Genomic DNA, 22,043 nt, shown 5'->3' on the forward strand with positions numbered 1-22,043 from the left:
GCAAGCCGGTGTTTTATTTTGATTGATTCGGTAAAAGGCATAAAATCAATGTGTGAAATGGACGGATGAACGGGAAGAAAAGCAAAGAGCTTGCCACATTAAACAGCAGGCTGAAGTGCGCAATTTGCTGTGCGGGAGCGTTTGCAAGAAGGGCGACGAATTCTGTCATCATGGCGAGAAATGGGAGACATAAAAGCACTCCGAGCACATTAAACAAAACGTGTGCATAAGCCGTTTGACGTGCTGCATAGCCGCCAGATATGGCAGCCATTACGGCTGTAATACATGTCCCAATATTGGACCCTAACACAAAGCTGATGCCTTCCTGAAGCCCAACCGTTCCTTCATTCATAAACCCCATTAAAATGCCGATACAGACGGAGCTTGAATGAACAATCGCTGTGAAAATAGTACCAGAAAGCAGCGCCGTCCAGTCAGAATGCTGCATCATTTCGAGAAAGCGCAATGTCTCAGGCTGACTTGTCATCATACCTGCAATTTTAGAAAAGCCTTGAATACAAAAAAAGATCATCCCGAGTCCAAATATACTTTTTCCTGCATGCCTAAAAGATTTTTTGCCTAACATCATGCATATCAGACCAGCTAGGATTAAAACCCACATGAAAACATCCATTTTAATGGCGATAAATTCTGTTGTAAACGTAGAGCCAATATTGGTACCAAGAATCATTGGAATGGATTTTTTAAAAGAGAGAATACCTGTACTGACAAAGCCAATCACGATGACCATAAACGCTGAACTGCTTTGAAGAATCCCTGTAAATACGATGCTGACTAAGAATGCTTTTACCGGATGATCTGTAAAGAGAAGAAGTGATTTCTCAATACGAGACGACGCAAGCGCCATTAATCCTTTTCTCAGCAAACCCATTGACCATAAAAAAATGAAAATAAGTGCACAAAAATAAATGATCGCCATCATAGAAAAGTCCTCCTCTTACCAATGAATATATGGACTTGTCTACCTGCTCATGACGAAAATATATTTCCAAATCACTTAGTTGACCTCACACTAGGCTTATATTATAATGTCTAGGTACATGTTTTACATGTATATCTTTTTTTAATGCAGTCGATTGGTGTATTCGGAGGGAGGGAAAGAGAATGTCAAAAACGGTCGTTAGAAAAAACGAATCGCTTGAAGATGCTCTTCGTCGCTTTAAACGCAGTGTATCCAAAACTGGAACATTGCAAGAAGCAAGAAAGCGTGAATTTTATGAAAAGCCTAGCGTAAAGCGCAAGAAAAAGTCTGAAGCTGCTAGAAAACGTAAATTCTAAAGAGGGTGGATTTTATGAGTCTTCTTGAGCAATTAAATTCTGATATGAAGCTTTTTATGAAAAACCGTGAGAAAGACAAGCTTGTTGTCATTCGGATGGTTAAGGCTTCGCTCCAAAATGAAGCAATTAAGCTTAAGAAAGACAGTTTGACCGGCGATGAGGAACTAACCGTCCTTTCCCGCGAGATTAAGCAACGTAAAGACTCCCTCCATGAATTTTCGAAAGCTAATCGCTTAGATTTAGTAGATAAAGTTCAAAAAGAGATTGACATCTTAGACGTTTATTTACCTGAACAGCTTTCTGAAGAAGAACTGCAAACGATCGTGAAAGAAACGATTGCTGAAACAGGTGCTTCATCGAAGACTGATATGGGTAAAGTCATGAGCGCTATTATGCCAAAAGTAAAAGGTAAAGCTGATGGAGCTGTCATTAACAGACTTGTCAGCGAACAGCTGTCTCAATAAAAAAGTATCCTTCTATTGTTAGAAGGGTACTTTTTTTATACCTTCATCATTCTGTCATATAAAAATGAAACCTATGATACATTTGTAACGTATGTAAAGGAACAGTAAAATGGAAGATAGAGAGGAGGGATCACCAAATAGATGAAAAAAATAAAAATTTCTATTGCTCTCTTCAGTTGTTTTATAATATGCTTATTATTAGGGGTTCAATTGACCGCGAAATCAGTAGATCAGAAAGTTCATGTTATCCCTATTGAAGATACAGTAGAAAAAGGACTTTCTCAATTTATTGAACGATCATTTGAGCAGGCAAAGTCCGAACGAGCAAAACATATCATTCTAGACATCAATACACCAGGTGGTGCAGTCGATGCTGCGCTAGAGATCGCAGATGCCATTCGTGCGTCTGATATCCCTGTGACAGCGTTTGTGAATCATAGAGCGCTTTCAGCTGGGGCATTCCTTGCACTAAATGCCGATCAAATCTATATGACCCCAAATGGAAAGATGGGGGCTGCGGCGATCATTGATGGAGAAGGCAATGCTGCCGATCAAAAATCTGAATCGCTATGGCTTGCTGAAATGAGTGATGCTGCCGAAAAGCAGGGGCGTGATCCAAAGTATGCACTTGCAATGGCAGATGTAGATATAGACGCAAAAGAAGCTGGTGCACCAAAAGGAGAATTGCTCACCTTCAACACAGACCGTGCGCTTCAATTCGGTTATGCAGAAGGGGAAGCGAAAAATATGGATGACTTGCTTCAAAAGCTGAATTTAGCCGATGCTTCTGTTCAATACGATGAAGTGAGCTTTGCTGAAAAGGTTGCGCGCTTTCTCACGCACCCAATCGTCATTCCAATCCTTTTATCCATCGCAAGCTTAGGGTTAATTGTTGAGCTCTATTCTCCTGGCTTTGGGATTCCAGGCACCATGGGAGTGACAGCGCTTCTTTTATTCTTTTATGGTCATCTCGTGGCTGGTTTTGCAGGATATGAGACGTTGTTCCTGTTTATAGCAGGGATATTGCTCATGATTCTGGAATTGTTTTTGCCCGGGGGAATCGTAGGTGTCATTGGACTGATCTGTGTGGTTGTCAGCTTGTTTTTAGCAGCTGGAAGCTTTACAGAAATGGCGATTTCCATCTTGATTGCCACTGCTGTTTCAATCGTAGCAGTTATTTTATTGACAAAGGTGTTGGGGAAACGTATGAAATTTTTCAAAAAGTTCATTTTAACCGATTCAACCAATAAGGAAAGCGGTTATGTCTCAAATGAAACAAGAGAAGATCTTGTTGGGCAAATCGCGGTGACAGCAACCGCACTTCGTCCGTCAGGTACAATAGTATTTGGAGATGAGCGCATTGATGTTGTGTCAGAAGGTGCATTCATCGATAAGGATGAACAAGTAAAAATTGTGAAAGCGGAAGGCTCACGCATTGTCGTGAGGAAAGTATAGATAACTGATTTTATAGGAGGAATAAAATGGATCCATCTACTTTACTATTATTTGTGATTATCGCAGCAGGTCTGATCGTTCTATCGATCTTCTTCACCTTTGTACCGGTGATGCTGTGGATTTCTGCCCTAGCGGCTGGCGTAAAGGTAAGCATTTTTACACTTGTAGGAATGAGACTTCGCCGCGTTATTCCAAACCGAGTGGTCAACCCGCTTATTAAAGCACATAAAGCAGGTCTTGATGCGACGATTAACCAGTTAGAGAGCCACTATCTTGCAGGTGGTAACGTGGACCGAGTTGTGAACGCATTAATCGCAGCTCAACGCGCGAATATCGAATTGAACTTTGCACGCTGTGCAGCGATCGACCTAGCAGGCCGTGACGTACTTGAAGCAGTTCAAATGAGTGTAAACCCTAAAGTCATTGAAACACCATTTATCTCTGGTGTGGCGATGGACGGGATTGAAGTGAAAGCAAAAGCACGTATTACAGTTCGTGCAAACATCGACCGACTTGTTGGTGGTGCAGGGGAAGAAACGATTATTGCTCGTGTAGGTGAAGGGATTGTCTCTACAATCGGTTCATCAGATAATCATAAAAAGGTTCTTGAGAACCCTGATATGATTTCACAAACAGTTCTTGGTAAAGGATTAGATTCAGGTACTGCGTTTGAAATCCTCTCGATTGATATCGCAGATGTTGATATCGGTAAGAACATCGGGGCGATTCTGCAAACAGACCAAGCAGAAGCAGACAAAAACATTGCACAGGCAAAAGCGGAAGAACGCCGCGCAATGGCTGTTGCCCAGGAGCAAGAAATGCGTGCAAGAGTTGAAGAAATGCGCGCGAAAGTTGTAGAAGCAGAGGCTGAAGTACCACTTGCAATGGCTGAAGCATTACGTGAAGGTAATATTGGAGTCATGGACTACATGAATATTAAGAATATCGATGCTGATACGGACATGAGAGATTCATTTGGTAAAATGACAAAAGGTCCATCTGATAATGAAAACAAATAAGCATCCTCTCACGCTTTAAGGAGGGAGCCCAATGGACATTCTATTTGAAAATCCGTTACTAATTGCGATTATCATCGGTATCATCTCTGCTGTCTTTGGGAAAATCGGCAAACAAGAGGAGAACGAACAAAAGAATCAGCAAAACAAGCCAGCTCCTCAGCGTAAGCAGATGCCCCAAAAGCAAACAAAACAAACAAGTCCAGATCCAGTCGTGACGGATCAGATGGACGATTTCGGCGATGTACATGATCATGGCGGGATGAAGAAAAAAACATCTCAATCCTTACAGGACCGCTATACTGCTACACTTGCCGAAATGGAAGAAAGAAAAAGCGAGCTGAATAGAGAATTCCAATCGCTTGAAAGAGAACTGACAAGGCCAAAGGCTGCTTCTGCCGAAGTGAAGCCAAAGATCATTGAGAAGCTCAATCAAGATACAATTGTTCAGGGGATGATCCTTGGAGAAGTATTTGGAGAGCCGCGCGCGAAAAAGCCGCACAGAACGATGAAACGGCCATATAACAGATAAACGAGAAAGTCCCTTTATATAAAGGGGCTTTTTTTTGTTTGACCTGATGGAGATTTCTCGCAGTAAAAATGCTGAAACGGCTGTTTTGCGGGATTCATTAGCATGATCTGAACCGCTGAGGAATAGGATGATATAGAGGCTTTCTCATCAGTCTCACCATCTTTCAGTTTGATCTCATACACATGGGGCGGGAAGGGGTTCTAATTGAATGGGAAAAAGAAAAAATCGACTTAAAGCATGGCTGACAAGAACACTTGAAATCCCTCCAGACGTCATGATGGATCTTCCCCGTATTACGATGGTTGGCAGACTCCACATTTACATAGAGAATCATAAAGGGCTTTTGCTTTTCAGTGATCAAGAGGTAAGGCTGATGCTCAAACAAGGACAATGCATTATTTCAGGGAAAGATTTTGTGATTAAAACGATTTTGCCAGAAGAGATCTTATTAGAAGGGAAAATCGATGAGGTCCGTTATATTGATTCTTAACTGACGGAGGGGAGAAGTGTGAAGAATAAATGGTTCGCCTATTTTATTGGCAGAGTGGAAGTGGAAATCAAGGGAAACGGCATTGAGCGGCTCATCAATGAGTGCACGAGACAGGGGATCACAATGTTTCAAGTGAGCCGCCGTCAAGACAGCGTGCGCTTATTTATTCGCTTATCAGATGTACATGCCTTTAGAAAAGTACAAAGACATCATGAGGTAACATGTTCATTTCATCAAAAGAAAGGATTTCCGTTCCTTCTCCTATGGTCAAGGAAGAATATTGGGTTTACCCTTGGGATTGTGTTTTTTCTAGTGACGATATTGGCACTTTCAAACATGGTGTGGAAAATTGATATTAAAGGGGCCAATCCAGAAACTGAACATCAGATGAGAAAGCATTTAGACGAGATTGGTGTGCAAAAAGGCCGTTTCCAGTTTCTAATGGGAACACCTGAAAAAATTCAAAAATCACTGACCGCCAATATTCAAAGCATTACATGGGTCGGCGTTGAACTAAACGGTACAACTTTTCAAATGAAAGTTGTGGAAAAAAATGAGCCGGAAAAAGAGAAATATACGAGTCCTCAGCATATTGTGGCCAAGAAGAAGGCGGTCATCACGAGAATGTATGTGGAAAAAGGGGAGCCGCTTGCCGCAGTTGATGAACATGTGAAGAAAGGACAAATGCTTGTCTCTGGCCTCATCGGCAGCGAAGACCAGCAAAAAACGGTTGGTGCTAAAGCGAAAATTTATGGTGAAACGTGGTATCGTTCTGAAGTTTCTGTCCCTCTTCGAACATCTTTTGATGTCTTTACGGGTAAAATGAAGACAAAGCACAAGCTCTCCGCATTTGGAGGTTCAATGCCATTTTGGGGCTTTTCCTTTAAAAAGGATGATTTTAAGCAGCCAAAAACAGAAACTGAAGTTCACCCACTCCATTTCTTAAACTTCCAGCTCCCATTTTCCTATAAAAAAGAAACGACACGCGAAACCGAAAAAATAAACCGGACATACACAAATAAAGAAGCGGTTCAAGCAGGGATTAAAATGGGTAAAAAAGAATTAGAAGAGAAGCTAGGTCAAACAGGAGAGGTGAAAAGTGAAAAAGTTTTGCACGAGACAACAGGGAATGGTAAAGTTAAGTTAATCATCCTTTACCAAGTAATAGAAGATATTGTTCAACCAACACCTATTGTTCAGGGAGACTAGAGAATGACAGAACATTTACTTGAAATTCAACAAAAATTAGATAGCCCAAACGAAGCCATTGCTTTATTTGGAAATCAAGATGCTTATCTGAAACTGATGGAAAACGAGCTGAATGTCTCCATTATTACGCGCGGAGAAAAGGTGTATGTTTCTGGTCAGGAAGCATCAAGAGAAACAGCGAGCCGTCTGATGACATCTCTCTTACATCTCATCCGAAAAGGAATTGAGATTTCTGAACGGGATGTCGTATATGCCATCAAAATGGCGCAAAAAGACAAGCTCAATTATTTTGAAAATATGTATGAAGATGAAATTACGAAAAATGCTAAAGGAAAGTCAATCAGGGTAAAAACCATTGGCCAGCGGGAATATGCTGCGGCGATGAAAAAAGATGACCTGGTCTTTGGAATTGGACCAGCTGGTACAGGAAAGACGTATTTGGCCGTCGTCAACGCCGTTCATGCACTGAAAAATGGACATGTGAAACGGATTATCCTGACAAGACCAGCTGTTGAAGCAGGAGAAAGTCTTGGCTTTTTACCAGGTGATCTAAAGGAAAAAGTAGATCCTTATTTAAGACCACTATATGATGCCTTGCATGATGTGCTTGGCAGTGATCATACGGAACGTTTAATCGAGCGCGGTGTGATTGAAATAGCGCCTCTTGCCTATATGAGAGGACGGACACTCGATGATGCATTTGTTATTTTAGATGAAGCGCAGAATACAACGCCTGCCCAAATGAAAATGTTTTTGACGAGACTTGGGTTTGGCTCTAAAATGGTCATTACAGGAGATATTACACAGATTGACCTGCCGAAGGGCATGCAGTCTGGCCTTGCAGCTGCAAAGGACATGCTTGCAGAGATCAAGGGCATCTCATTTATTGAGCTAGACCAGACAGATGTGGTCAGACACCCGCTTGTGGCAAAGATCATCGGAGCATACGAAAAGCAAAAATGACCTTAGTGACCCGATCGTCTTCATCGGGTCATTTTGTTTCGATCGTGGTTTAAAGTAAAAAAGGAGGTACTTTCCTTGAGAAAGAATCAGAAAGACAGTAAGCGCAAAAGACTGCTGTCTAAAAAAGAACCTCAGAAAATGGAGCGCTCACGTTATTTAAATGTTTTGCTATACGCTGGTTTAGCAGCCATTCTATTCGTGGTGCTCTTCTTCCATGTAAAGCCTGAATCGCTCGACTTAGATCTATTTTCAGTGAGCGAACAGACCATCTATTCTCCATCAACCGTCGATGATCAAGAAGCGACAGAAGAAAAGAAGCAAGAAGCAACAGATCAAGTAGAGGATCAATATACACTCAAAAAAGCGTATTCTGACAATCGTGTTGACCTCATCTCCTCCCTTTTCGAAGCCATTAAAGAAGAGAAGAAAGCAGCTGATGAAAAAGAAAATCCGCCATCAGATAAAGAAATGGTCAAGCGTGTCAAAGAAAAACTCACATCAGATATGCAGGAGGCTGTTTCAGACCAATCCATCAAAGCACTGCTTCAGGCAAGTGACGAAAATCTCTCTTTTACTAAGGATTCCATCATCACAGTGGTGAATTCACTGATGAGTAAAGAAATCACAGCAGCGAAATTACAAGATGAGAAAAAACAAGTGAAAACAGAGCTTGAAAATAACTCAATTCCATCCAAATACTTAAATGCGGCGAAAGAAATTGGTGAATTTGCGATCATTCCAAACTATGTATTTGATCCAGTGGCGACAGAGAAGAAAAGGCAAGAAGCCGCTGATAATATTCAGCCGGTTCAAATTAAGCAAGGGCAAATCTTAGTCGAAGAAGGAGAACTTATCGACCGAGAAGTGTATCGTAAATTAGAACTGACAGGGCTCTTAAATAGCTCCAATTTGATTAAACCTGTAAGCGGTCTTATGATCTTGATTGGTCTATTCTTAGCAGCGATTATTCATTCACTTGAATCGAGGAAAAAATCGCTTGTTCATAAGAATAAGTCGTTGCTTCTCTACTCGCTCATTTTCACCATTATTTTAGTTATCATGGAAGTATTCAGTCTCTTCCAGGAAACGAAGTATACGACGATAGGTTATGTGGTGCCAGTGGCGCTTGGCACGATGCTGATCAAGCTCCTTATCAATGAGCGGCTAGCGATCTTCTCTGGCCTTGTATTTGCTCTTTGCGGCAGTATGATGTTTAATCAAGGAGTAACCGGCGTCTTTAACTATGTGATCTGCGCTTATTACCTTGTGAGCGGGATGGCGGGCATTTTATTTTTGAGAAAGCATAATGCACGTTCAAAAATATTGCAGGCAGGGCTTTCGGTTGCTTTGGTGAATGTCCTTGTGGTTCTATCCATTACGCTGATTCAAAACTCCTCACCATCAGGGCTTGAAATCGGTGTGAACCTTATGATGGCGATTGTTTCAGGGTTTGCATCATCTATTTTGGTCATTGGGCTAATGCCTGTGTTTGAGAGCATGTTCGGCATTCTTTCAACAATGAAGCTGATTGAACTATCAAACCCAAATCATCCGCTGCTTAAAAAGATTTTAACAGAGACACCAGGTACATATCATCATAGTGTCATGGTGGCAAATTTAGCGGATGCTGCATGTGAAGCAGTCGGAGCAAACGGTCTTTTAGCAAGGGTCGGCGCTTATTATCACGACATTGGGAAAACGAAAAGACCGCAATACTTTATCGAAAACCAAATGAATATTGATAATCCGCACGACAAGCTTTCTCCTCAGCTAAGTAAAAATATCATTATTGCCCATACGACAGATGGAGCTGATATGCTGAGAGAAAAGAAGTTTCCTGAAGAGCTTGTCGATATTGCCGAACAGCATCACGGGAAGTCGCTGTTAAAGTTCTTTTACTATAAGGCAAAAGAGCGTGATGATCAGGTGACAGAAGAAGAATTCCGTTATCCTGGGCCAAAACCGCAATCAAAAGAAGCGGCCATTATTTCTGTAGCGGACAGCGTGGAAGCGGCGGTACGATCGATGCATAATCCAAATCCAGAGCGGATCGAAAAGCTCGTCAAAGGCATTATTTCCGATAAAATGCAGGATGGGCAATTTAGCGAATGTGATCTGACATTTAAAGAGTTAAATATTATTAGTCAAACGATTTGTACAACATTAAAGGGGATTTTCCATTCTCGGATTGAATATCCAGATGCCCCAAAGCAGAAGGTGAAGTAAATGACATTGTTAATCGATTTAATAGATGAAACAGGACAAGTATCAAAAGAGCAGCTTGAAGAAGTGGAAAAGCTTCTTCAGTTCGCTGCTGATGCCCTTGAGGTCAAAGATCAAGCGGAGGTATCAGTGACGATCGTTTCGAATGAAGAGATTCATCAAATTAATAAAGAATACCGCGGAAAAGACGCACCAACGGATGTGATCTCCTTTGCACTCGAAGAAGAAGGAGAAGGGGAAATTGAAATCATTGGTGCTGATGATATTCCGCCTGTACTCGGTGACATCATCATTAGTGTGGACCGTACGAAAGAGCAGGCAGAGGAATATGGACATTCCTTTATGAGAGAGCTTGGATTTCTCACCATTCATGGGTTCCTGCATTTGCTCGGGTTTGATCATATGACAGAGGAAGATGAAAAAGAAATGTTCGCCAAACAGACAAAGATCTTGGATGATTATGGCCTTTCAAGATCTTCGTAAGAAAAGAAGGCCGCTTGCCCGTTTTTTTCGGAGCTTTTATTATGCATTTAGAGGAATATGGCGAACTTTCTTGAATGAACGGAATTTTCGATTTCATACAGTCGCAGCCATCATCGTGGTGATCTGCGGCTTTTGGTTTCACATTGAACCATTCGAATGGATGATCGTTTTGCTTTTATGCGGGGGGATGTTTGCCCTTGAACTTGTCAATACAGCCATTGAACATACAGTGGACCTTATGACAGAAGAGAGGCACCCGCTTGCTGAGAAAGCGAAAGACGCCGCAGCAGGCGCTGTTTGCGTTTACGCCGCGATTTCGGTTATGATTGGGTTGATGATCTTCTTACCGAAGATCATGCAATAGAACAATATTACTATTTATTAACATTTTTAGAAATGGGCGTGAAAATGTCACGTGAATTATGTAAAATATAAATGTGACAGTGGGTCCATTTCTTCTGAAAGTGGGAACTAGGAATGAACAAACAAGAGTTGATTTCAGAAGCAGTTAAAGCAAGAGATTTTGCATATGTACCCTATTCAAAATTCAAAGTCGGTGCAGCATTGTTGTCGAATGATGGAAAAGTGTATGGCGGCTGCAACATTGAAAATGCAGCATATGGTATGTGTAATTGTGCGGAAAGAACAGCACTTTTTAAAGCCTATTCAGAAGGCATCACATCGTTTCAAATGCTAGCGGTAGTGGCTGATACAGACCGGCCTGTTTCGCCGTGCGGCGCATGCAGACAGGTTATTTCAGAGCTATGTGCACCTGACATGCCAGTGATTCTAACGAACTTAAAAGGACAAATATACGAAACAACAGTAAACGAACTATTGCCAGGCGCATTTTCACCGGAGGATTTAAATGACTAACGAAAGCTTCAAATCAGGATTTGTATCCATTATTGGAAGACCAAATGTAGGAAAATCAACCTTTCTTAATCGTGTGATTGGACAAAAGATCGCCATCATGAGTGATAAGCCCCAAACGACACGAAACAAAGTGCAAGGTGTCTTAACAACAAATACGTCACAAACGATCTTTATCGATACACCAGGGATTCATAAACCTAAGCATAAGCTTGGTGATTTTATGATGAAAGTGGCTACAAATACACTGAAGGAAGTCGACCTGATCTTGTTTATGATCAATGCAAAGGAAGGCTATGGCAAGGGTGATGAATTCATCATTGAACGACTCAAGCAAACATCTACACCGGTATTCCTAGTCGTCAATAAAATCGACCAAATTCACCCAGATGAGCTGTTCCTTTTAATTGATGAATACCGCACACGTTATCCATTTAAGGAAATTGTGCCAATTTCAGCTCTTGAAGGAAACAACATTGACACGCTTCTTCAGCAGGTTGAAGGTTATCTTCCTGAGGGCCCGCAATTTTATCCAGCAGATCAAGTAACAGATCATCCAGAGAGGTTTATTATTTCTGAATTAATTCGCGAAAAAGTGCTGCATTTAACAAGAGAAGAGATCCCGCACAGCATTGCAGTGGCGATCGAATCCATTAAGCCAGATGAAAATGGCAAGATCCATGTGGCGGCGACCATTGTCGTAGAACGTGATTCACAAAAAGGGATTGTTATTGGGAAACGAGGCAGCTTATTAAAAGAAGTGGGACAAAAAGCGCGCAGAGATATTGAAGCACTTCTCGGTTCAAAAGTGTATCTGGAGCTTTGGGTAAAGGTTCAGAAGGACTGGCGTAATAAATCCACTCACCTTCGTGACTTCGGATTTAGAGACGACGAATATTAAAAAATTGCTGCTATTGTCATAAAATCTGACAATGGTGCGGTTCGATTAGTAAAAATTGTTTATCATGAAATGGAGGTAGCCTGGTCAAGATATAATTAATATGTTGGATGTAGCGTTGCTGCTTCTAATAAAGAAAGGTGGGGTTTTTATGTTGAATTTTACATGGAACGTATTTTCACAAACAGGAAGCGTTGACACGTATCTGCTTTTCAAAGAATTAGAAAAGGAGAACCTGGAAAGACCCGATGTACTTGAAGAAGAGATAGCACGATTTGATTTTCCAATCTTATAATTCTTGACCCCCTCCAATGCTCGGAGTGTAGACAAATGCTCATTAAAAGTGAAGGAATCGTCCTTAGAACAACAGATTATGGCGAAACAAACAAAATTGTCACGCTGATCACTAGAGAACATGGGAAAATTGGTGTGATGGCAAGAGGCGCAAAAAAATCAAACAGCCGCCTGTCAGCCATAAGCCAGCCGTTTTTATACGGAACCTTCCTGATCCAATCATCAACAGGACTTGGAACGCTCCAGCAAGGCGAAATGATTGAAAGTATGCGAACCATTCGGGAAGATTTATTTTTGACCGCATATGCCGCATATATGACAGAGTTACTCGATAAAGGCACAGAAGAAAAAAAGCCAAACCCTTATTTGTTTGAGCTCCTGCTTCAATCTTTGCGTCATCTGAATGAAGGCACAGATGCTGATATTATCTTATTTATCGTAGAGGTCAAAATGTTATCAGTGATGGGAATGAAGCCCGAACTGGATCAATGTGTCCACTGTGGTCAAAAAGAAGGGCAGTTTCATTTCTCGATTAGAGACAACGGCTTTATTTGCCGAAATTGCTTTTCTAAAGATCCGTATAAACTGCCCTTATCTCCAGCAGCTGCAAGGCTGCTCCGTTTATTTCATTATTTTGATTTATCAAGGCTCGGTCAGGTTGATGTGAAACCGCAGACGAAACAAGAAATTCGTCAAGTGCTCGATCACTACTATGAAGAGTATTCAGGCCTTTATTTGAAATCAAAAAAATTCATGAATCAGATGGAATCCATGAAAAAGCTCATGGGCGGGGAAAACAAAAGTTGACATCTTCCATAACTTTTTGTAAGATCATCTAAGATAAAATATGTTGCATTGACAGAAAGAAGTACTTGCGCAAAATCCATAAAAGCGACCTTAGGGCGGTGTAAGCTAAGGATGGAGGCGTAACGAAAGGCATTCTTGAGCAACGTAAAACAAAGCGGCTGGATGCTACGATACCAGCAAATAGGGTGGAACCGCGGGAAAAACTCTCGTCCCTATGTTTGCAAGGAGCCTTGCGAGCATAGAGACGGGAGTTTTTGTGTTCTTTTGCGGGGTTCTAGACCCACCCGCCATACATAGCGGCTGGTGTAGAAAAGATGGAGGTGCGATCATTGAATATCCAAGACATGATTTTGACGCTGCAAAAGCATTGGTCAAATGAAGGCTGCGTATTAATGCAGGCGTATGACACAGAAAAAGGTGCCGGAACGATGAGTCCATACACGTTCCTGCGAAGCATTGGTCCAGAGCCATGGAAGGTAGCGTATGTAGAGCCTTCAAGACGCCCGGCTGATGGCAGATATGGAGAAAACCCAAATAGATTGTATCAGCATCATCAATTCCAAGTAATCATTAAGCCGTCACCTGACAATATTCAAGAACTGTATCTTGAATCTTTGAAAGCGCTTGGTATTGACCCGCTGAAACATGATATTCGTTTTGTAGAAGACAACTGGGAAAACCCATCTCTTGGCTGTGCAGGGCTAGGCTGGGAAGTATGGCTTGATGGGATGGAAATCACCCAATTCACGTATTTCCAGCAAGTCGGCGGCTTAGAATGTAAGCCCGTTTCCGTTGAAATCACATACGGTATTGAACGTCTTGCTTCCTACATCCAAGACAAAGAAAATGTCTTCGATCTTGAATGGACTGACGGATTCACGGTGAGAGATTTATTCTTAATGGCTGAATATGAGCATTCTGTTTATACATTTGAAACATCTAATACTGATATGCTGTTTGATTTATTTACAACCTATGAGAAAGAAGCGCATAGCCAAATGGACAAAGGGCTTGTTCACCCGGCATACGATTATGTGCTCAAATGCTCTCATACGTTTAACCTGCTCGATGCAAAGGGCGCAATTTCTGTTACTGAGCGAACTGGTTATATCGGAAGAGTGCGCCAGTTAGCAAGAAAAGTAGCCAAAACATATTATGAAGAACGAGAAAAATTGGGATTCCCTATGCTAAAAGAGGAGGCGGCTTCTCATGAATAAACAAGATGTATTACTCGAAATCGGCTTAGAAGAGATGCCGGCTCGTTTCATGCCAGAAAGCACAAAGCAGCTAGGCGAGAAAGTAAAAGTGTGGTTTGAAGAGCAAAACATTTCATTTGAAGATGTTGCTCTATTTAACTCACCAAGACGTCTTGCTGTACTTGTGAAAGGTGTCGCAGAAAAACAAGAAGACATCAAAGAAGAAGCAAAAGGTCCGGCTAAAAAGATCGCACAAGATGCGGAAGGCAATTGGACAAAAGCAGCGGAAGGCTTTGCCCGCGGACAAGGTGCTTCAACAGATGATCTCTATTTTAAAGAGATCAAAGGAGTAGATTATGTCCATGTCCAGAAGTTTCAAGAAGGAAAGCAAGTCAAAGACCTTCTGCCAGCATTAGGTGAGATCGCCGCTTCATTAAGTTTTCCAAAGAACATGAGATGGGGAAGCAAAGATTTACGCTACATCCGTCCGATTAAATGGATTGTTTGTTTATTTGGAGAGGAGATTGTACCTGCTCACATTGCTGGGGTGAAAAGCGGTCGCGAGACAAGAGGACACCGTTTCCTTGGTAAGGCAGCCACCATCGACTCGCCTGCTTCTTATGAGCAAACATTGCGCGATCAATTTGTCATTGCAGATTCAGATAAAAGAAAACAATCCATTACCGAGCAGCTAAATGCTCTATCTTCAGAAAAAGGCTGGGTGATACCTGTTGATCCTGAGCTTCTAGAAGAGGTCAACAATCTTGTAGAATACCCAACGGTACTATCTGGTTCCTTTGAAGAAGAATTCCTTGCATTGCCGGAAGAAGTATTGGTAACGACAATGAAAGAGCATCAGCGCTATTTCCCTGTGAAAAATGAGCAAGGTGAATTATTGCCTCACTTTATTACGGTGAGAAATGGAAACAGTGAGGCGCTTGAAAATGTCGCAAGAGGGAACGAAAAAGTACTTCGTGCACGTTTATCAGATGCTGCCTTCTTCTATAAAGAAGACGAAAAACTAGTCATTGAAGACAATATTAAAAAGCTTGATAAGGTTGTATTCCATGAGAAACTTGGCACAATTGGCGACAAGCTCAAGAGAGTGACAGACATTGCGACGCGTCTAGCAGCGCATGTCGGTGCAAATGACGAAACGACAGAGCGTGTGGCAAGAGCCGCAAGTATTTCGAAATTTGATCTTGTGACTCAAATGGTCTATGAATTCCCAGAATTACAAGGAATCATGGGCGAGAAATATGCAAAAGCACTTGGTGAACATGAAGAAGTGGCAAAGAGCATCAATGAGCACTATATGCCGCGCTTTGCCGGTGATGAGGCGCCTTCCACTTTAATTGGTGCGATTGTGGCAGTAGCCGATAAGCTGGATTCTATTTGTTCCTTCTTCTCAATTGATGTCATTCCAACGGGCTCTCAAGATCCTTATGGACTAAGAAGACAAGCGAGCGGTATCGTTCAAATTCTGCTTGATCGTCATTGGAACATTTCATTCAAAGAGCTTTTGGCACTTGCTCAAGTAGAAGCAGCACATGAAACGGCTCTCATTGAATTTTTAACACACCGTTTAAAATATGTCCTTCAAGCAGAGCATATCCGTCATGATGTTGTCGATGCAGTACTGGATGTTGAAAATATTGAACCTTATGCAGTCGTGAAAAAAGCAGCTGTTCTTGAAGAGAGCGTGAAACAAGAAAGCTTCAAAGAAACAGCAGAAGCATTAGGACGCGTCATTTCAATCAGTAAAAAAGGGGAAGACGCAGAGATTCAGCCTGAGCTGTTTGAAAATGAGCATGAGCAAAAGCTATATGAGGCGTATCAGCAAGTAGAGACAGCTGTCAATGAACATGTAGCAGCAGGGCAATACAGCGCAGCACTTGAGGCGCTTGATACGTTAAAAACACCGATTGTTCATTATTTCGATCACACAATGGTTCATGCAGATGATGAAAAGCTGAAGCGAAATCGTTTGGCACAAATGGTTAAACTAGCAAAAGTCATTCAATCATTTGCGAATATGAACAATTTAATAGTAAAATAAATACCTAAGAACGGTTGCCTTTTTTGAAGGGCAATCGTTTTTTACTCATTTAATTCACGGTTTTTGAGTGGATTTTTGTTTCATTCGGACAAAGATGCGCTATAATATGATGAGTTATGAAAATGATATACATAAAGTAAAGATTCGCTCTCTCTATTTAAAGGTGGTGAGTACAATCGAGTTAAATAAACGGCAAGAGCAGATTTTACAGATTGTCAAAGAGAATGGTCCGATCACTGGAGAGCATATCGCCGATCGGCTGAACTTAACTAGGGCGACCCTCAGACCGGATTTAGCCATATTAACGATGTCAGGCTTTTTAGAAGCAAGACCAAGGGTCGGCTACTTTTTCACAGGAAAAACAGGTACGCAGCTTCTAGCAGATAAGTTGAAAAAACTTCAAGTGAAAGATTTTCAATCCATTCCAGTGGTGATACATGAGAATGTTTCAGTTTATGATGCGATTTGTACGATGTTTTTAGAAGATGTGGGCACATTATTCGTTGTGGACGATCACTCTATTTTAACAGGCGTGTTGTCAAGGAAAGACCTCCTTCGCGCAAGTATTGGAAAACAGGAGCTTCCATCTATTCCTGTCCATATTATTATGACAAGAATGCCGAACATTACCGTTTGTCGCAAGGAAGATTTCATTATGGGTGTGGCGAAGCACTTGATTGAAAAGCAGATAGACGCACTTCCTGTTATAAAAGATACGGATAAAGGCTTTGAAGTGGTCGGCAGAATTACAAAAACAAACATGACGAAAATACTTGTTAACTTATCGGAGAATGAAATAATCTAATTACAGAAGACTGCGAGGGGATGTTATGAGTAATCGCGTAATTTTTGTGGTATCAGATTCAGTAGGAGAAACGGCAGAGCTCGTAGTCAAAGCGGCACTTAGCCAATTTGATGGCGGCTCATCAGACCATTCAAATATCAGAAGAATCCCGTATGTAGAGGATGTCGGTACGATTAAAGAAGTCATTTCACTGGCGAAAGCAGATAACGGAATCGTCTGCTTTACTCTTGTTGTGCCAGAAATGCGCCAATTCTTAATTGAAGAGGCAGAAGCAAACGGAGTCGTTTATTATGACATCATCGGACCACTGATCGATAAAATGGAGACTGCTTATGGAAATGAAGCGAAACATGAGCCGGGGCGTGTACGTCAATTAGATGAGGATTATTTTAAAAAGGTTGAAGCCATTGAGTTCGCAGTGAAGTATGATGACGGCAGAGACCCAAGAGGCATTCTAAAGGCTGATATTGTGCTCATCGGTGTATCACGCACATCTAAGACACCACTATCTCAATACTTGGCGCATAAACGGCTGAAGGTAGCAAACGTTCCAATTGTTCCTGAAGTAGATCCGCCAGAGGAGTTATTTTCAGTTGATCCAAAGAAATGCATCGGTCTGAAAATCAGTCCAGACAAACTAAATCATATTCGTAAAGAGCGTTTGAAATCTCTAGGTTTAAATGATCGCGCGATTTATGCGAACATTGAACGGATTAAAGAAGAGCTAGAGTATTTTGAAAAAGTGGTGGACCGCATTAACTGTCAAGTCGTTGATGTATCGAATAAAGCAGTTGAAGAAACGGCAAATGTCATTCATCAAATGCTGACCAAAAGAGGTTCCGAATAAACTCAGGATGCTCCTCCTGGGTTTTTCCTATGGTGGGAAATGGGTAAACAAAAACAATGGCATATTTGCTGCATTTGTATTATAATAAAAAATTGTGATAAAATGATTGATTTTAGGTTTAAGTTAAGTCAAGAACGAATAAACTAATATTGGCAGAAGTCAAGTGATTCTGAACATAACTTTTCGACAAAATGAGTTTTACTGTTGTTTGCTATATGGGGGAAAAGTATGGTCTTTTTGCTTCTCTAAAGCAGGAATAAGGTGGAGGGATGGAGAATTAGTCACCTGAATGAACATAAACAAGAGAGGACGATTTATGTCGATGCAGATGCTTGTCCTGTAAAAGACGAAATCCTTTCTGTCGCATCTCAATTTCAAGTACCTGTGACGTTCATTGCTTCATATGAGCATTTTCAAACCAAAAGATCTCCACTTGAAGATTGGCGTTTTGTAGATACACATAAGGAAGCAGCGGATTTAGTCATTGCGAACTCAGCTTCAGCGCATGATATTGTCGTCACCCAAGACATTGGTCTTGCCTCCTTACTGCTTCCAAGACAGGTCATTGTACTGTCTGAAAGAGGACGGATGTACACAAACGAAACAATTGATTTTGATTTGGAACGCAGACATGTTTCCAGTAAACAGCGAAGAAAAGGTGTATATGGAAAAGGTCCCAAAAAGCTTTTAGAAGAGGATAAAAAGCGATTTATTACGCAACTACAAAAAATCCTGTCGAATCATGAAGGATTTTTGAATTAAAAGGCGAATAATGTACGACGGAGTGTTATTAGGATGAGCAAACGTATACCAGATGAACTTTTGGAGCAAATCCAAAAAAACGCAGACATTGTCGAAGTGATTGGAGAATACGTACAGCTTAGAAAGCAAGGTCGAAATTATTTCGGTCTTTGTCCATTCCATGGTGAAAATACTCCTTCATTCTCTGTTTCAGCAGATAAGCAAATCTTCCATTGTTTTGGCTGTGGTGCAGGAGGTAATGTATTTTCGTTCCTCAGACAAATGGAAGGCTACTCATTTATTGAAGCCGTTTCACATGTTGCTGATAAGTACCATATTGATTTGCCTGATCATGTAGCAAATGCTCAGATCAGCTCCTCACAGCAAGAGGACACTGCAGATCATAAAATGATTGAAGCGCATGAGCTTCTTAAGAAATTTTACCACCATTTGCTGGTAAATACAAAGGAAGGTCAAAATGCACTCGATTATTTACGGGCGAGAGGCTTTACAGATGAAACAATTGCCAAGTTTGAGATCGGATATGCTCTTGACTCTTGGGATTTCGTGACCAAGTTTTTAGAAAAGCGAGGGTTTGATCCTGCGATGATGGAGAAGGCCGGTCTTTTGATTCAACGTGAAAACGGAACAGGCTTTTTTGACCGCTTTAGGGATCGTGTGATGTTTCCCATTCATGATCATCACGGGACAGTCATCGCTTTTTCCGGAAGATCGCTTGGTGATCAGCAGCCTAAGTATATGAATAGTCCTGAAACGCCACTTTTTCATAAAAGTAAGCTGCTTTATCACTTTCATGACGCGCGTATGCATATTCGAAAACGCGAACGGGCGGTTCTTTTCGAAGGATTTGCTGACGTCATTTCAGCTGTCACATCAGGTGTCGGCGAAAGTGTTGCAACAATGGGTACGTCTCTAACAGAAGAGCACGTAAAACTTCTCAGACGGAACGTAGAAGAGATCATTCTTTGCTATGACTCTGACACGGCCGGTTATGAAGCCACCATGAAAGCATCAGATTTGCTTGGAAAAAGAGGATGTAAAGTTCGCGTTGCCATGATACCAGATGGACTTGATCCAGATGATTACATTCGTAAATATGGTGGCGAGAAATTTAGGAATGACATCATAGATGCAAGTGTGACATTAATGACTTTTAAGATGAACTTTTTCCGTAGGGGAAAGAATTTATCTGATGAAGGAGACCGGCTTACTTATATGAAGCAGGTACTCCGAGAAATTAGCCGATTAAACGGTTCCTTGGAACAAGAGATTTACATGAAACAGCTTGCTGGAGAGTTCTCGATCTCACTTGATTCATTAAAGGAACAACTGGAGCTGTTTGAAAAACAGCAGCGTCAAGAAGCCAAAAGCACGCAGGAAGAAAGCGGGCTTGAAAAACGGCGTGCACATCTGTCAACACAGGTACGAAGAAAGCGCCTGCGGCCAGCATATGAAAATGCAGAGCGAATGCTGCTTGCTCATATGTTGAAAAGCGATGACGTGATCCGAAAAGTACTTGACAGAGTAGGGATTGAATTTAATATAGATTCTCACAGGGCGCTGGCCACGTACATTTATGCTTTGTATGAAGAAGGCAAAGAACCAACGCCGCAGCACCTAATGAACCGTATAGAAGATGATATCATCAATCAGCTTCTGACGGATATATTCATGATTCAAGTTGGAGACGAACTAAGTGAAGCTGAATTAAGTGATTATGTAAAAAAAGTGTTGAATCATCGGAATTTGTCAATGATAAAGGAAAAAGAACTAGAACGTGCAGAAGCGGAGAGGCAAAAAGATTTCTTCAAAGCGGCAACACTTGCAAAAGAAATTGTTCAGTTGAACCGTTCGCTGAAGTAATACGTCTAATATTTATGACAAGACTTACGGCTGGCAATGAATCCTTTACGGGAGGAGCATAAGACCGCAAGCATCTTGCCTTCATCATTTTTTATTTTATTCCTATTTGCTCATCTGTTTGATAAAGAGAGAAAAGCAGAGCGGAAGCAAATCGCAAGTTACTTTAGAATTCGTTGCAAGCTTTGGAAGGAGGGATCCATAATGGCTGATAAACAAGCCCACGAAACCGAAACTGAATTAACCTTTGAACAGGTGAGAGATAAGCTCACTGAAACGGGTAAAAAACGGGGCGTTTTAACATACGAAGAAATTGCAGAGCGTATGTCTAGCTTTGAAATTGAATCAGACCAAATGGATGAATACTATGAATATTTAGGCGAACAGGGTGTAGAGCTCATTAGTGAAAACGAAGAGACAGAAGACCCAAATGTTCAGCAGCTGGCTAAAGCAGAAGAAGAATTTGACCTAAATGATTTAAGCGTACCACCAGGTGTCAAAATTAATGATCCTGTTCGTATGTACTTAAAAGAAATCGGACGCGTCAATTTGTTATCTGCTAAAGAAGAAATTACGTATGCTCAAAAGATCGAAGAAGGCGATGAGGAATCAAAAAGAAGATTAGCGGAAGCAAACCTTCGTCTCGTTGTCAGCATCGCGAAACGCTACGTCGGACGTGGTATGCTGTTCCTTGACTTGATTCAAGAAGGAAACATGGGTCTTATGAAGGCAGTTGAGAAATTTGATTACCGCAAAGGATACAAATTCTCAACATATGCGACTTGGTGGATTAGACAGGCGATCACGCGTGCGATTGCCGATCAGGCAAGAACAATCAGGATCCCGGTTCATATGGTCGAAACCATTAATAAATTGATCCGTGTTCAAAGACAGCTTCTGCAAGACCTAGGCAGAGAACCAACGCCAGAGGAAATTGCTGAAGACATGGATTTAACGCCAGAAAAGGTTAGAGAAATTCTTAAAATTGCACAAGAGCCAGTATCTTTAGAAACACCTATTGGTGAAGAAGATGACTCGCACCTTGGTGATTTTATTGAAGACCAAGAGGCGACATCTCCATCTGACCATGCTGCATACGAATTGTTAAAAGAGCAGCTTGAAGATGTACTAGACACGCTAACGGACCGTGAAGAAAATGTACTGAGACTACGTTTCGGACTAGATGACGGAAGAACACGTACGTTAGAAGAGGTTGGAAAGGTGTTCGGCGTCACAAGAGAGCGTATCCGCCAAATTGAAGCGAAAGCTCTGCGTAAATTAAGACACCCAAGCAGAAGTAAACGATTAAAAGACTTCTTAGAGTAGAAACTGGACGGATCTTGAAAGAGATCCGTTCTTTCTTCATCAAAAATGAAAACGCTTTTTTCAATCTGATTATATTTTACTGAATAAATAATAAATTTGCAACGTTCTTAGAGAAAAGATGTATAAAAAATACATCAAAATGTGCTGAAGGCTTCATTTCTCATCTTTGCATCATTTTTGTC

Annotated in this window: 23 protein-coding genes; 22 read left to right on the forward strand and 1 reads right to left on the reverse strand. The window is 41.3% G+C overall.

What is annotated here, in order from left to right:
* Positions 1–13: 13 nt before the first annotated feature.
* Positions 14–943 (reverse strand): Na/Pi symporter, encoded by a 930-nt coding sequence (locus tag MHH40_RS17640; protein WP_003217427.1) that lies wholly within the window; start codon positions 941–943, stop codon positions 14–16.
* Between the two features lie 182 nt (positions 944–1,125).
* On the opposite strand from MHH40_RS17640, the gene rpsU reads away from it, so the two are divergent.
* The 22 genes from rpsU to rpoD all read left to right on the forward strand — a co-directional run bounded on the left by rpsU (position 1,126) and on the right by rpoD (position 21,861).
* Positions 1,126–1,299, forward strand: a complete 174-nt coding sequence (rpsU, locus tag MHH40_RS17645; RefSeq protein WP_003152957.1) for a 30S ribosomal protein S21 — start codon at positions 1,126–1,128, stop codon at positions 1,297–1,299.
* A 14-nt stretch (positions 1,300–1,313) separates the two neighbouring features.
* Positions 1,314–1,763, forward strand: coding sequence for a GatB/YqeY domain-containing protein (locus MHH40_RS17650; RefSeq protein ID WP_003217508.1), 450 nt, complete (start codon positions 1,314–1,316; stop codon positions 1,761–1,763).
* 141 nt (positions 1,764–1,904) lie between these two features.
* Positions 1,905–3,218, forward strand: a complete 1,314-nt coding sequence (locus MHH40_RS17655; RefSeq protein ID WP_050943742.1) for an NfeD family protein — start codon at positions 1,905–1,907, stop codon at positions 3,216–3,218.
* Positions 3,219–3,244: 26 nt separating this feature from the next.
* Positions 3,245–4,237, forward strand: coding sequence for a flotillin-like protein FloA (gene floA / locus MHH40_RS17660; protein WP_003217317.1), 993 nt, complete (start codon positions 3,245–3,247; stop codon positions 4,235–4,237).
* Between the two features lie 31 nt (positions 4,238–4,268).
* On the forward strand, positions 4,269–4,766 hold the full coding sequence (locus tag MHH40_RS17665; protein WP_003217339.1) for a hypothetical protein: 498 nt from the start codon (positions 4,269–4,271) through the stop codon (positions 4,764–4,766).
* Positions 4,767–4,974: 208 nt separating this feature from the next.
* Positions 4,975–5,256, forward strand: a complete 282-nt coding sequence (yqfC, locus tag MHH40_RS17670; RefSeq protein WP_012010618.1) for a sporulation protein YqfC — start codon at positions 4,975–4,977, stop codon at positions 5,254–5,256.
* An 18-nt stretch (positions 5,257–5,274) separates the two neighbouring features.
* Entirely contained in the window at positions 5,275–6,465 is a 1,191-nt protein-coding gene (gene yqfD, locus MHH40_RS17675; protein ID WP_050943743.1) for a sporulation protein YqfD, read from the forward strand.
* A 3-nt stretch (positions 6,466–6,468) separates the two neighbouring features.
* Positions 6,469–7,428 carry a PhoH family protein gene (locus MHH40_RS17680; RefSeq protein WP_003217430.1) on the forward strand — a complete coding sequence of 320 codons (960 nt, stop codon included), beginning with the start codon at positions 6,469–6,471 and terminating at the stop codon, positions 7,426–7,428.
* A gap of 114 nt (positions 7,429–7,542) precedes the next feature.
* A complete protein-coding gene (locus MHH40_RS17685) occupies positions 7,543–9,654 on the forward strand; it encodes an HD family phosphohydrolase (protein ID WP_374726557.1) in 2,112 nt (703 codons plus the stop codon).
* A complete protein-coding gene (gene ybeY, locus MHH40_RS17690; protein ID WP_012010615.1) occupies positions 9,655–10,134 on the forward strand; it encodes an rRNA maturation RNase YbeY in 480 nt (159 codons plus the stop codon). It abuts the gene before it with no gap.
* Positions 10,112–10,498, forward strand: coding sequence for a diacylglycerol kinase family protein (locus MHH40_RS17695; protein WP_003217363.1), 387 nt, complete (start codon positions 10,112–10,114; stop codon positions 10,496–10,498). The genes ybeY and MHH40_RS17695 overlap by 23 nt, the downstream gene beginning before the upstream one ends.
* Before the next feature lie 113 nt (positions 10,499–10,611).
* Positions 10,612–11,010, forward strand: a complete 399-nt coding sequence (locus MHH40_RS17700; RefSeq protein ID WP_003217296.1) for a cytidine deaminase — start codon at positions 10,612–10,614, stop codon at positions 11,008–11,010.
* On the forward strand, positions 11,003–11,908 hold the full coding sequence (gene era / locus MHH40_RS17705) for a GTPase Era (RefSeq protein ID WP_003217394.1): 906 nt from the start codon (positions 11,003–11,005) through the stop codon (positions 11,906–11,908). Before MHH40_RS17700 ends, era begins: the two co-directional genes overlap by 8 nt.
* Before the next feature lie 148 nt (positions 11,909–12,056).
* The gene (locus tag MHH40_RS17710; protein WP_003217288.1) at positions 12,057–12,200 is read left to right on the forward strand and encodes a YqzL family protein; all 144 of its coding nucleotides are present in this window, start codon (positions 12,057–12,059) and stop codon (positions 12,198–12,200) included.
* Between the two features lie 35 nt (positions 12,201–12,235).
* Positions 12,236–13,006: a DNA repair protein RecO gene (recO, locus tag MHH40_RS17715; protein ID WP_050943744.1), complete on the forward strand. Its 771-nt coding sequence runs from the start codon at positions 12,236–12,238 to the stop codon at positions 13,004–13,006.
* 329 nt (positions 13,007–13,335) lie between these two features.
* Positions 13,336–14,223: a glycine--tRNA ligase subunit alpha gene (gene glyQ / locus MHH40_RS17720; RefSeq protein ID WP_003217487.1), complete on the forward strand. Its 888-nt coding sequence runs from the start codon at positions 13,336–13,338 to the stop codon at positions 14,221–14,223.
* Positions 14,216–16,261 carry a glycine--tRNA ligase subunit beta gene (gene glyS, locus MHH40_RS17725; RefSeq protein ID WP_137054962.1) on the forward strand — a complete coding sequence of 682 codons (2,046 nt, stop codon included), beginning with the start codon at positions 14,216–14,218 and terminating at the stop codon, positions 16,259–16,261. The genes glyQ and glyS overlap by 8 nt, the downstream gene beginning before the upstream one ends.
* A 166-nt stretch (positions 16,262–16,427) precedes the next feature.
* Positions 16,428–17,066 (forward strand): helix-turn-helix transcriptional regulator, encoded by a 639-nt coding sequence (locus MHH40_RS17730; protein WP_034620854.1) that lies wholly within the window; start codon positions 16,428–16,430, stop codon positions 17,064–17,066.
* A gap of 25 nt (positions 17,067–17,091) precedes the next feature.
* Complete coding sequence (locus MHH40_RS17735) at positions 17,092–17,913, forward strand: pyruvate, water dikinase regulatory protein (protein ID WP_008342399.1); 822 nt, start codon at positions 17,092–17,094, stop codon at positions 17,911–17,913.
* A gap of 261 nt (positions 17,914–18,174) precedes the next feature.
* Entirely contained in the window at positions 18,175–18,675 is a 501-nt protein-coding gene (locus MHH40_RS17740) for a YaiI/YqxD family protein (RefSeq protein ID WP_003217513.1), read from the forward strand.
* A gap of 33 nt (positions 18,676–18,708) precedes the next feature.
* A complete protein-coding gene (gene dnaG / locus MHH40_RS17745; protein WP_050943746.1) occupies positions 18,709–20,538 on the forward strand; it encodes a DNA primase in 1,830 nt (609 codons plus the stop codon).
* 201 nt (positions 20,539–20,739) lie between these two features.
* Complete coding sequence (rpoD, locus tag MHH40_RS17750) at positions 20,740–21,861, forward strand: RNA polymerase sigma factor RpoD (RefSeq protein ID WP_008342392.1); 1,122 nt, start codon at positions 20,740–20,742, stop codon at positions 21,859–21,861.
* Positions 21,862–22,043 lie beyond the last annotated feature (182 nt).

The sequence above is a fragment of the Bacillus sp. FSL K6-2431 genome, assembly GCF_038005165.1.
GTDB classification, from domain to species: Bacteria; Bacillota; Bacilli; order Bacillales; family Bacillaceae; genus Bacillus; species Bacillus pumilus.

Coding starts and splice junctions, on each gene's coding strand:
- MHH40_RS17665 (WP_003217339.1), top strand. CDS start 4,269: ATGGACATTCTATTTGAAAATCCGTTACTAATTGCGATTATCATCGGT.
- MHH40_RS17640 (WP_003217427.1), bottom strand. CDS start 943: ATGATGGCGATCATTTATTTTTGTGCACTTATTTTCATTTTTTTATGG.
- floA (WP_003217317.1), top strand. CDS start 3,245: ATGGATCCATCTACTTTACTATTATTTGTGATTATCGCAGCAGGTCTG.
- MHH40_RS17650 (WP_003217508.1), top strand. CDS start 1,314: ATGAGTCTTCTTGAGCAATTAAATTCTGATATGAAGCTTTTTATGAAA.
- dnaG (WP_050943746.1), top strand. CDS start 18,709: ATGAGCAAACGTATACCAGATGAACTTTTGGAGCAAATCCAAAAAAAC.
- MHH40_RS17695 (WP_003217363.1), top strand. CDS start 10,112: ATGGCCTTTCAAGATCTTCGTAAGAAAAGAAGGCCGCTTGCCCGTTTT.
- rpoD (WP_008342392.1), top strand. CDS start 20,740: ATGGCTGATAAACAAGCCCACGAAACCGAAACTGAATTAACCTTTGAA.
- MHH40_RS17710 (WP_003217288.1), top strand. CDS start 12,057: ATGTTGAATTTTACATGGAACGTATTTTCACAAACAGGAAGCGTTGAC.
- rpsU (WP_003152957.1), top strand. CDS start 1,126: ATGTCAAAAACGGTCGTTAGAAAAAACGAATCGCTTGAAGATGCTCTT.
- recO (WP_050943744.1), top strand. CDS start 12,236: ATGCTCATTAAAAGTGAAGGAATCGTCCTTAGAACAACAGATTATGGC.
- MHH40_RS17655 (WP_050943742.1), top strand. CDS start 1,905: ATGAAAAAAATAAAAATTTCTATTGCTCTCTTCAGTTGTTTTATAATA.
- yqfC (WP_012010618.1), top strand. CDS start 4,975: ATGGGAAAAAGAAAAAATCGACTTAAAGCATGGCTGACAAGAACACTT.
- glyS (WP_137054962.1), top strand. CDS start 14,216: ATGAATAAACAAGATGTATTACTCGAAATCGGCTTAGAAGAGATGCCG.
- era (WP_003217394.1), top strand. CDS start 11,003: ATGACTAACGAAAGCTTCAAATCAGGATTTGTATCCATTATTGGAAGA.
- ybeY (WP_012010615.1), top strand. CDS start 9,655: ATGACATTGTTAATCGATTTAATAGATGAAACAGGACAAGTATCAAAA.
- MHH40_RS17735 (WP_008342399.1), top strand. CDS start 17,092: ATGAGTAATCGCGTAATTTTTGTGGTATCAGATTCAGTAGGAGAAACG.
- MHH40_RS17680 (WP_003217430.1), top strand. CDS start 6,469: ATGACAGAACATTTACTTGAAATTCAACAAAAATTAGATAGCCCAAAC.
- MHH40_RS17700 (WP_003217296.1), top strand. CDS start 10,612: ATGAACAAACAAGAGTTGATTTCAGAAGCAGTTAAAGCAAGAGATTTT.